This window comes from Cryobacterium suzukii (assembly GCF_004403185.1).
GTDB classification, from domain to species: domain Bacteria; phylum Actinomycetota; class Actinomycetes; order Actinomycetales; family Microbacteriaceae; genus Cryobacterium; species Cryobacterium suzukii.
This window is the reverse complement of the sequence record NZ_SOHJ01000014.1, coordinates 360,743-370,846: the sequence shown is the minus strand read 5'-3', so window position 1 is coordinate 370,846 and position 10,104 is coordinate 360,743. Positions and strand designations below refer to the sequence as shown.

The 10,104-nt window shown below is 63.9% G+C and carries 9 protein-coding genes and 1 tRNA gene; 6 read left to right on the top strand and 4 right to left on the bottom strand.

Features of this window, described 5'->3' with window-relative positions:
• Window positions 1-818 precede the first annotated feature (818 nt).
• The gene (locus E3T39_RS15525; protein WP_134516732.1) at window positions 819-2,018 is read left to right on the top strand and encodes a TerC family protein; all 1,200 of its coding nucleotides are present in this window, start codon (window positions 819-821) and stop codon (window positions 2,016-2,018) included.
• A 167-nt stretch (window positions 2,019-2,185) separates the two neighbouring features.
• On the top strand, window positions 2,186-2,509 hold the full coding sequence (locus E3T39_RS15520) for a DUF4190 domain-containing protein (RefSeq protein WP_134516731.1): 324 nt from the start codon (window positions 2,186-2,188) through the stop codon (window positions 2,507-2,509).
• A gap of 586 nt (window positions 2,510-3,095) precedes the next feature.
• Here the strand turns inward: E3T39_RS15520 and E3T39_RS15515 are convergent.
• Window positions 3,096-3,171, bottom strand: a tRNA-Lys gene (locus tag E3T39_RS15515).
• Window positions 3,172-3,296: 125 nt separating this feature from the next.
• Here E3T39_RS15515 and E3T39_RS15510 point away from each other — a divergent pair.
• A complete protein-coding gene (locus E3T39_RS15510) occupies window positions 3,297-4,139 on the top strand; it encodes an inositol monophosphatase family protein (RefSeq protein ID WP_241979752.1) in 843 nt (280 codons plus the stop codon).
• On the opposite strand, the gene E3T39_RS15505 is transcribed toward E3T39_RS15510, so the two are convergent.
• Entirely contained in the window at window positions 4,136-4,879 is a 744-nt protein-coding gene (locus E3T39_RS15505) for a trimeric intracellular cation channel family protein (protein WP_134516729.1), read from the bottom strand. The genes E3T39_RS15510 and E3T39_RS15505 overlap by 4 nt on opposite strands.
• 54 nt (window positions 4,880-4,933) lie before the next feature.
• Here E3T39_RS15505 and E3T39_RS15500 point away from each other — a divergent pair, with 54 nt between their 5' ends.
• The 3 genes from E3T39_RS15500 (at window position 4,934) to E3T39_RS15490 (ending at window position 8,235) form a co-directional block, all read left to right on the top strand.
• Window positions 4,934-5,377, top strand: coding sequence for an RrF2 family transcriptional regulator (locus tag E3T39_RS15500; protein ID WP_134516728.1), 444 nt, complete (start codon window positions 4,934-4,936; stop codon window positions 5,375-5,377).
• A 115-nt stretch (window positions 5,378-5,492) separates the two neighbouring features.
• Entirely contained in the window at window positions 5,493-6,656 is a 1,164-nt protein-coding gene (locus E3T39_RS15495) for a globin domain-containing protein (RefSeq protein WP_134516727.1), read from the top strand.
• A gap of 61 nt (window positions 6,657-6,717) precedes the next feature.
• Window positions 6,718-8,235: a CYTH and CHAD domain-containing protein gene (locus E3T39_RS15490; protein ID WP_134516726.1), complete on the top strand. Its 1,518-nt coding sequence runs from the start codon at window positions 6,718-6,720 to the stop codon at window positions 8,233-8,235.
• A gap of 4 nt (window positions 8,236-8,239) precedes the next feature.
• On the opposite strand, the gene E3T39_RS16575 is transcribed toward E3T39_RS15490, so the two are convergent.
• Together E3T39_RS16575 and E3T39_RS15485 are read right to left on the bottom strand one after the other, a co-directional pair.
• The gene (locus E3T39_RS16575; RefSeq protein WP_255455942.1) at window positions 8,240-8,368 is read right to left on the bottom strand and encodes a hypothetical protein; all 129 of its coding nucleotides are present in this window, start codon (window positions 8,366-8,368) and stop codon (window positions 8,240-8,242) included.
• Window positions 8,361-10,085: a SulP family inorganic anion transporter gene (locus E3T39_RS15485; RefSeq protein ID WP_134516725.1), complete on the bottom strand. Its 1,725-nt coding sequence runs from the start codon at window positions 10,083-10,085 to the stop codon at window positions 8,361-8,363. The genes E3T39_RS16575 and E3T39_RS15485 overlap by 8 nt, the downstream gene beginning before the upstream one ends.
• Window positions 10,086-10,104 lie beyond the last annotated feature (19 nt).

The following is a 10,104-nucleotide window of genomic DNA, read 5'->3' as shown; positions in this document are numbered from 1 at the left end:
AATGACCCTCTCGAAATAGAGCACCCGGTCGACGAACTGCACCTGCCTGCGCTGGAACGGGTTCACGTCAGTGAGCAAGTCCCGCGCAGCTAGGTCAGCGGCAGCCGGGCCGAAATCGGCTGAGTCAGCGGCAGCCGGGCCGAACGGGACAGGGCCGAACGGGCCGGCGGCGCACGAGTCGGCGGTGCNACGGGCCGGCGGCGCACGAGTCGGCGGTGCACGGGTCAGCGGTGCACGGATCGTCGCGGAGCTGGTGAGCGATGTACTCGGCGAAAAGAAACTCCTCGCGGAGGTTCTCGTCGAACAGGTGCTCTGGCGGGACGGCGGCGAACACCTCGGCGAGGTCGAGGTCGGCCGGGATGGTCGGACCGTCGGCGCCCCAGAAACCCGGAATATTGTCGGCTCTCGCGTCGGCTTCTTCTTCGGCCTGCCAGACCGAACGGCACTCCGCCCGAAAAGCATCACTCCGCGCGCGATCCTCCGTCGATAACAACCAGTCCGCGAATTGCCCGTCAGGCAGCCCCTCCAAGAAGCGGTCAATCACGCCCTGCTGCTCTGGAGTATCGCCGCTTTGGCTCATGGTCTTATTGTACCAAAATGGTGAGTCAAGGTCGAGAAGTTCTCAACTTTGATTGGATATTTGTCCGTAATTTAATTCGACTTTCCGACAGGGACACGTCCAGGCATAAAGCTCGACACGACCACCCTGAACTGTCGCCCTGAGCGACCGGCTCCCGTAGTCTCAGTACCACCGCTGGAGCAAACGTGTTCGCCCCGGACGGCAGTATGCGGCCCGTTATTGACTGAAAGCAGCAAAAATGGATGTTTCGCCTCTCGTTTGGACCTTGACCATCGCGGCTATCGTCGCGCTCCTCGCTTTCGACTATGTCTTTCATGTCCGCAAGGCGCATGCTCCGACTTTGAAAGAAGCAGCGATCTGGTCATCGCTGTACGTGGGAATGGCCATACTCTTCGGGTTGGGCGTACTGATCGTGGGCGGCGCCACCCCTGGTGCGGAGTATTTCGCTGGCTACATCACCGAAAAGGCGCTGTCGGTCGACAATCTTTTTGTCTTTCTCATCATCATGACGAGTTTCCGAGTCCCGCGCGAAGACCAACAGAAGGTGTTGCTGTTCGGCATCACGTTTTCCCTTATCGCCCGTACCGGATTCATCTTCCTGGGCGCAGCGCTGATTAATTCGTTCGCCTGGGTGTTCTACTTCTTCGGCCTCATCCTGCTGATCACTGCTGGCAATATGCTCAAGCCGGAAAGTTCAGAGTCCAGATCGTCCGAAAACTTCATGGTGCGAATCGCACGCAAAATCTTTCACACCAGTCCGGACTACGACGGAGACAAACTCTTCACCGTGCACGAGGGCAAACGAGCGCTGACCCCGATGCTTCTCGTCATGGTCGCGATCGCCGGCACAGACCTATTGTTCGCTCTCGATTCGATCCCCGCCATCTTCGGTCTGACTCAGAACGTCTACATCGTCTTCACGGCGACCGCGTTCTCGCTCCTTGGGCTCCGACAGCTGTACTTCCTGCTCGACGGGCTGCTGGACCGCCTGATCTACCTCTCCTTTGGTCTGGCGTCGATCCTCGCCTTCATCGGCGTGAAGCTCATCCTCCACGCCCTGCACGAGAACAACCTGCCATTCATCAACGGAGGAGAAAAGGTACCGGTGTTCGAAATCAGTACAGCTCTTTCATTGACCGTCATAATCGGCGTGCTCGTGGTCACAGTGCTCGCGTCGCTGCTCAGCCCGGCTGGCCGGGCACAGACCATTATCGCCAACGCCCGACGCCACGCAACCAACTATCTGGACCTCGGCTACACCGTGGACCACACCGAACGCATCCGCGTGTATACGGCCCTGATGCGGGAAGAGGAGTCCCTCCGCGCACTCCGGCCGAAATATCAGGAGTTGGCAAAAGACAAGGCCGGACTGATGGAACTTCTCCAGGCGGCACACCTTGAGCACGACGTGTCGGTGCAACGGGCAGCGCGCGAATAGTCGAGCGTTCTGAATGACCAGTGGCCGGCCCGCATTTATGGAACACGACGGGGCGCAACGCCGAAGGTCAGCTCGGAGATGGGACTGGTCGCAGAGCCGCTAGCCGAAAGTGGTAGATTCAACTCGGGGCCGATAGGTCCCGTTGGTTCGCCGCATGCCTATGAGTTGTGAGCACAAATTTGACTCCCCCCGCACGAACTTCGATCGCACCATACTCAAAGCTCGCCATCTGGGGTTTCGTACTCGCTTTCTTCACACCCATCGTCGGTGTTTTTCTCTCCCACTGTGCGTTCCCCGCTATCAAGCGTGGGGAACGGTACGGCCGAGGACTTGCCGTGTGGGGTTTGGCGCTCAACTATGTGTTCATCGTCCTGTACCCAGTCATCGCCCTACTCACCATCTGGTTCAGCTGGATCGTACTGATCACCATGTTCGGCGCTCAGGCTGACGATCGTCTCGGACCTATCGCGTTCTACGCCACGATGTTCTGACCGTTTCCCACAAAGTCGTGAGAGTGCCGCGCCTGTCCTCTCTGGAAGCCCTCCGGCTTCACACAAACTTGCGGTTCCAAGATCCGCGGATTCTGTTGTTCTGTCCTGTCCGCTGTGCGCGGGTGACGGTGTGTTTCCCCAATCCTTTTACGGTCGCTGCGCGGGGCTTCCCCGGGGGGCGCAAGCTGAACCTTCGCCGCACCATGCGCTCGGACGTCAAAGGCAGCGACGTCGAATTCGCGAGCACCCACACAATGCGTCGAACGATTGCCACCGAAGTAGCTAATGACCCGGCGCACGGGCCCGTCGAGGCACAGCTACACAAAATTCTGGCGCACCGTGCTGTGAGAGCAATCCCAAGCAGCCGACCCGTATACCGACCAGGTATACGCGTCGTCTGTTTGTGTTGAGCGGCTGATGTGGCAGTCAACATAAAACAGAAAAGCCCCGGTTTCCGTGATGGAGACCGGGCTTTCTTTTGTGTTGACGAGCCGATGCAGTCACCAGTTAGTCAACGTTAATTCAGGTGATTTCCAGTGATTTCAGATTAACTGAAACCCAGCAACATCGAGGTCTACACCTATCCTGGTGCACCCCCCGGGACTTGAACCCGGAACCCACTGATTAAGAGTCAGTTGCTCTGCCAATTGAGCTAGAGGTGCGTGTGAGGCAGCGAAACAACCCGCGGCAACGTGTAACCCTAACACCCCAAGAGGGCTCGATGCCAATCGAGGTCGAACAGGGGCGGCGACCGGCATCCGCTCGCGAAATTACTATCCTTGGGAGGGTGACCGAACCGCGAATTTACACCCTCTCCGACGACCTCCAGCTCGGCCTGGCCCTCGCCGAAGCCGCCGATGCCATCTCCAGCGCCCGCTTCACCGCGCTCGACCTGATCGTGACGACCAAACCCGACCGCACACCGGTAACGGATGCCGACCAGGCGGTCGAGCGCGCCATCCGCGCCCTGCTCGCCGAACACCGCCCCGACGACGGCATCCTCGGCGAAGAGTTCGGTACCGCCGGATCCACCGCGCGTCAGTGGATCATCGACCCCATCGACGGCACCGCCGGGTTTCTCCGTGGCATCCCGATCTGGGCCACCCTCATCGCCCTCGCCGTCGACGGCGTTCCGGTGCTCGGTGTAGTCAGCGCCCCCGCGCTCGGCAAACGCTGGTGGGCGGCAGCAGGGAGCGGCGCCTGGTCAATCGACACGACACAAGCGGATGTCGCCCCCACCCGCCTGCGCGTCTCCGGCATCGAGACCCTCGCCGAGGCATCCATCAGCTATGGCAGCCTGCAGCAGTGGGATCAAGCCGGGCACCTCGATGAGCTCGTCACGTTGTCCCGCCAGGTCTGGCGTACCCGCGCCTACGGCGACATGTGGTCATACATGCTGCTCGCCGAGGGCCACCTCGACGTAGCCGGCGAATTCGACCTGCAACCCTACGACATGGCCGCGCTGGCTCCGATCGTGCAGGAAGCCGGTGGCACATTCACCTCGGTCGATGGCCAGCCCGGCCCGTGGCATGGCAGCGTCCTGGCCACAAATGGCCTGCTGCACGCGGCCACGCTCGCCGTGCTGAATCCGGCCTTAGGGTCACGACAGGTTTCGTGGCGCCAAAACTAGACGCTGGCACCCGGATCGTCGGGGAAGATGCCGTTGCGGGCGTTGCGCGCGTCGAGCCGGCGCTGGCGCCAGGCCCGCGGGTTCAGCAGCAGAATAGGCCTCGGGATGCGCAGCGCGTAGCCGGTCGGAAGTATCCAGCCGTAGCGTTTGGCCAGCAGCGAAAGCGCTGCACCGCTCAGAATAGCCACGGCGGTGCCAAGTGCCACGTATCCGAGCTTGCTCAGAATGACCATCTCGGTGCTCGCGAGCAGCGCGCTCGTGGCATACAGGGTATTCCCACCGAAGATCGTCGGCACTTTGAGCAGCATGATGTCCCGCACCATTCCACCGCCGACCGCGGTGATCATGCCGAGCAGGATGGCCGGAAGCCAGCCAAGACCGGCATCAAGCGCTTTCTGCGCGCCCACGGCCGACCAGCATCCCACGGCGAGCGCGTCGAGCAGCAGCAGTACACGTCGGGTCCAGCGGCCGTTGAACGTAACGAAGAAGGCGATGACCCCACCGAGGATGGCGCAGATCAGGTAAGCCGGGTCGAGCAGGGCGGCCGGACTGCCTTGTTGCAGTAGCGTGTCGCGAATCATGCCGCCGCCGAGCCCGCTCATGATCGCGAGCACGACGAAACCGACGATGTCGAGGCGGGCGGTGCGCGCGGCGACGCCGCCGAGAATAGCGTTGGCGAGCACGCCGGCCAGGTCCACGAATCGGATTACCTCAAACAGTGTCTCCGACTCAGTGTTCACTTGCCCCATTCTCTCCTAAATTTGGGGGGCGACCGGCGCACTTACAGTTAAGGCATGAGGATCAACGCTTTTTCCGACGTCTGCCTTCGGGTCGTCATGCTGCTGTGCGCGGCACCGGAGAGCGTTACCTTCACCTCGCGAGTCGTCGCGGCCGAGGTCGGCACCCCCTACAACCACGTGAGCAAGGCCCTGCTGCGCCTGCGCGAGCTCGGCCTGGTCGAGGCTCAGCGCGGCCGGAACGGCGGGGTGCGTATCAGCGCGCTCGGCCGGGAGGTCACCGTCGGCGCGCTCATGCGCACACTCGATTCGCGCACCGACCTCGCGGCCTGCGACTCGCCGAATGGCCCGTGCCCATTGATCAGCGGATGCGGCCTGCGCGGCGCACTACGCCGCGCCAGGGAAGCCTTTTACCGCGAGCTGGATGACCTCGTTATCTCCAGCCTCCCGCACGGAAAACCTGGCGGACCGGTTCTCATCGAACTCGGATTGGTGCGGTAGGACTAAAGACCCTAATTTCTACGACTTGTAGAAAATACCCATTTAATTGGTATTTGAAATGCTACTTTTGTCGCAGGCCCCACAAACGGGTGTCTGTTCTACAGAAGGAGTATTCATGCTTTCGCCCCAGTCCCTCCCCCTCATCGAAGCCACCCTGCCGCTGGTCGGCGAGCGCATGCCCCAGATCGCACGAAACTTCTACAACCGCATGCTGACGGCTCACCCCGAACTGTTCGACGGGCTGTTCAGCCGCTCCAACCAGAAGAACGGCAGTCAGCAGCAGGCCCTCGCCGGCAGCATCGCCGTCTTCGCAACGCACATGGTGGCAAACCCCGACATCACGCCCGAGGCCATGCTCTCCCGTATCGCCCACAAGCACGTCTCCCTCGACATTCAGCCCGAGCAGTACGACATCGTCTACAAGTACCTGTTTGAGGCCATCGCCGACGAACTCAGCGACGTCATCACCGCCGAGATCGCCGCTGCCTGGACCGAGGTCTACTGGCTGATGGCTCACGCCCTGATCAAGATGGAGAAGGGCCTCTACGCCGGACTCGCCAGCGACAAGCCGCTCGCCCCCTGGATCGTCGTGAAGAAGGAAGCTGCCGGAACCGACGCCGTCACGTTCACCCTCGAACCGGCCGACGACACCCCCGTGACGCCCGCCCTGCCTGGCCAGTACGTCAGCGTCACCGCCGTCATGCCCGACGGTATCCGCCAGGTGCGTCAGTACTCGCTATCGGCCGGCACGGCCACGACGCGCGTCTTCACCACCAAGCTCGACTCTGACGGCGAAGTCTCCCCCGTGCTGCACCGCGACGTGCAGGTCGGCGACACGCTCGTCCTCTCCGTGCCGTGCGGCGATATCACCCTTGATGCGGGCACCGGCCCGCTGATCCTGGCCTCGGCCGGAATTGGCTGCACGCCCAGCGCCTCCATCCTGCGTTCCCTGGTGGACACCGGCTCAAAGCGTGAGGTGCTCGTACTCCACGCCGAGAGCAACCTCGAGCGTTGGGCGCTGCGCGACCAGATGAACGAGGACGTCGCCCTGCTGGAGGCGGCTGAACTCGAGCTCTGGCTGGAGATCCCGAGCGCGGGCCACCACGAGGGCTTCATGTCGCTGGAGAACGTAACGATCCCGGCGGATGCCTCGGTGTACCTCTGCGGTCCGCTCCCGTTCATGCGTAGCCTCCGCGCTCAGGCGCTGCAGTCCGGTGTGCCGGCCGATCGCATCCACTACGAGATCTTCGGCCCTGACCTGTGGCTCGCTAACGCCTGATCCGGCCTCTGCGGCGCAGAACGATTCAGCCTGGCCCGGTACGCCCGCGCTAGGCTGAATCGTGGACGCTCACGGTGGTATCGAGATAGAACGCAAGTTTGACGTCGACGATCTGGCCCCGTTGCCGCGGTTGAACGACTTACCCGGCGTGCAGGCAATCGCGGAACCGGTGACCTTCGATCTCGAGGCCGTCTATTTCGACACGAAGGATCTCGTACTCAGCTCCGCGCACATCACGCTCCGCCGGCGCACCGGCGGCGACGACGCCGGATGGCACCTCAAACTGCCAGAGGTCGCTGGCCGTCGCCGCGAGATTCACGCGCCCCTCCGCACGAATGTGCAGGGCGAAGCCGATGCCGTACCCGAGTCCCTGGAGCAACTCGTGCGGGTCTACGTGCGAGACACACCGCTCGTTCCCGTTGCCCGAATTTGCACCACCCGCGTCGTGTACGCCCTGATCGGTGCGGGCGGCGAAACCCTCGCCGTGCTGTGCGACGATCGGGTGCGCGCCGACCGCCTTATTTACGAACCGGCCTCCGTGGCGTGGCGCGAATGGGAGATCGAACTCGTCGACGGACCGGAAGACGTGCTCGACGCCGGCCAGTCGCTCCTCGCCAGCGGTGGCATCCTCCTGTCACTGCACGCCTCAAAACTCACCCGCGCGCTCGGTGACCGGTCTCCGATCGCACACGCTTCGAAGCAGCGTCGCCCCACCCCGGGCGGCCCGGCCGGCAACGTTCTGCTGGCCGGCCTCAGCGAGCAGATCGATGTCCTACATCGTCAGGACCCACAGGTTCGCCAGCACACCGATGGCTCCGTCCACCTCACGCGCGTCGCCACCCGCCGCCTGCGCTCGGTACTGGCCACCTATCGTTCCCTCGTTGACCCGACCGTCGTGCAGCATCTCCGCACCGAAATCGGCTGGCTCGCCACCATGCTCGGCAAATCCCGCGACGAACAGGTGCTGCAACGCCGCCTGGCCGGCCTGCTCGACCGCGAGTCCCCGGATCTGCTCCTCGGCCCGATTCGAGCGCGCCTCGAGACTCGCTCCGAAACGGATACCGATACCGCCGAGCACGCGCTCGTCACCGCCCTTAACTCCCACCGCTACTTTCGGTTGCTCGACGCGCTCGATGCCCTCGCCGCCACGCCGCCTTTAACCGCCGCGGCCAACCAGGACGCCCGCGTGGTCGTACCCGGTCTGATCAACAAGGAATGGAAGAAGTTGCGCCGCGCCGTGCGCCTGGCCGCCAAGACCGTGCCGGGCCCGGAGCGTGACCTCGCCCTGCACGCCGCCCGCAAGCGCGCCAAACGGCTGCGCTATGCAGCCGAGACGGCGCATCCGCTCAGCCGGAAGCGTGCCGCCCGGGTGCGCCGATTCGCCCAGAAGCTGCAGACCGTTCTCGGCGACCAGCACGACAGTGTCATCGCCCGCGATCGCCTGCTGCGCCGCGGCGGGGTCGACGCCTACCTCCGCGGCGAGAACACCTTCAGTTACGGCCGGCTGCACGCCCTGGAACAGCAGAAGGCAGCGGATGCCGAGGCCCGCTTCTGGAAGGCCTGGTCGCGCCGCCCCTGACAATTCAGCTGCAGAGTGCCACGTGCATCGGCGAGCCGCGCCGGGCGACCCCGCGCAAGCCGCCGGGGGCGAGCATCGCGGCCGCGGTCTCGGCGGCGGTGACGGCCTCGTTAGGCATCCGTTCGTTAGGCATCCGTGTCCCACTGGGTGCCGTCGAGGTCGCCGCGCAGCGTTCCGGTGGCCTCATCAACCGCCTCTCCGACAGTTCCCGCGAACCGATCGGGAGGAAAACGCCCGCTCAATCCGTAATCACGCAGGTGGTCTTTCGCCGGGCCTTTCATCTCGGCGAAGATGAGCGTGATACCGCGAGAAACCAGAAAATCGTCGAGTTCCATCAGCTCTTCCACGGCGGTCGTGTCGATGTCGGTGATGGGCTCCGCCGCGAGGATGACCGTGTGTATCCCGCTACCGGCAGCCGCGACCGTGGCCCGCACATAGTCGTCGAAGATCCCCCCGTTGGCGAAGAAGAGCGGCGCATCGAAGCGAATGATGACGATGCCGGGCAGCCGTTCACCCTCCGGATGCCGCGACAGGTCGTGGTAGCCGCGAAGACCGTGGATGCGACCGAGCTCGGCCCGGTACGGCCGCCAGGCCTGACTGACGAATGCGCCGAGCGAAAGGATGATGGCTACGACGATTCCTTCGATCACACCGACCACCAGCACCCCGAGGAAGGCCGCAAGCGAGAGCATCGCGTCGACCTTGTTCATGCGCACGAGCGCGATGAATCCTTTCACATCGACGAGCCCGGCAGCGGCGACGATGACGACCGCGGCGATCGCAGCCGAGGGCAGGAAATCCGTGAGACCGGGCGCGAATAGCATGAAGGCCAGAACGAGCACAGCACCAACGACTCCGGTGAGCTGCGTGCGAGCCCCCGCTTTCTCGGCGACCGGGGTGCGCGAGGACGACGCCGAGACGGGGAATCCACCGAGCAGTCCGGTCGCGATGTTCGATGCGCCGATCGCCCTCATTTCCTGGCTGCCGTTGACGTTCTCTCCGCGGCGGGACGCAAACGACCGCGAAAGCACGGCCGTGTCGGCGAAGGCGATCAGCGCGATACCCAGCGCCGGAACGACCAAAGCCGCCGCATCCGCCCACTGCAAACCGCCGAGCGCCGGTGCGGGGAGGCCCTGAGGAAGAGCACCGACGACAGGCAGGGCATCCCGCAGCCCGAACACCGCTGTCACCGCCGTCGCGAGTACAACCGCCGCGAGCACGCCGGGAATCCGGGTTCTGCGCCACGAGAGGACGACAATGACGGCAAGCGAACCGAGGCCGAAGAGCGTCGCGGTCAGGTTCACCTGGCCGCCGGCGATACCGGCGAATATCCCGATCGCGTCGCGCAGCGCCGAGTCCGTGGTGATGGAGAAACCCAAAAGGGTGGGCAGCTGCGAAACGATGACCAGCAGGGCGAGAGCGTTGAGGTAACCAACGCGGATGGGTTTGGAGAGCAGGTCGGTCACGAACCCGAGGCGCAAAATTCCACCGACCGCGAGAATCACTCCGACCATGACCGCCAGGAGTCCGGCGAGACCAACTGCGCGAACATCATCGCCCAGCGCGAGAGGCACGATCGCGGCCGCGATGATCGGTGCCAATGCTGAGTCGGGGCCGAGCACGAGAATGCGCGACGGTCCGAAGACGGCATAGGCGGCCAGGGGAATTATCGTGGCGTACAGGCCCGATGCCGGCGGTAGCCCTGCCACCTCGGCATAGCCGATGCCGACCGGGATGAGGAGAGCGGTGAGAACGACGCCCGCACGCAGGTCGGGGATCAGCCAGGCACGCCGGTAGCCGAGCGCCGTGTCGATCCCCGGCACCCACCTCCGCAGCCACGTCGCAGCCATGTCGTTCCTCTCCCGGACC

What these genes read in the sequence shown, in the direction of transcription:
- E3T39_RS15525 (WP_134516732.1), top strand. Translation starts at nt 819, where the DNA reads ATGGATGTTTCGCCTCTCGTTTGGACCTTGACCATCGCGGCTATCGTC.
- E3T39_RS15500 (WP_134516728.1), top strand. Translation starts at nt 4,934, where the DNA reads ATGAGGATCAACGCTTTTTCCGACGTCTGCCTTCGGGTCGTCATGCTG.
- E3T39_RS15495 (WP_134516727.1), top strand. Translation starts at nt 5,493, where the DNA reads ATGCTTTCGCCCCAGTCCCTCCCCCTCATCGAAGCCACCCTGCCGCTG.
- E3T39_RS16575 (WP_255455942.1), bottom strand. Translation starts at nt 8,368, where the DNA reads ATGCCTAACGAACGGATGCCTAACGAGGCCGTCACCGCCGCCGAGACC.
- E3T39_RS15485 (WP_134516725.1), bottom strand. Translation starts at nt 10,085, where the DNA reads ATGGCTGCGACGTGGCTGCGGAGGTGGGTGCCGGGGATCGACACGGCG.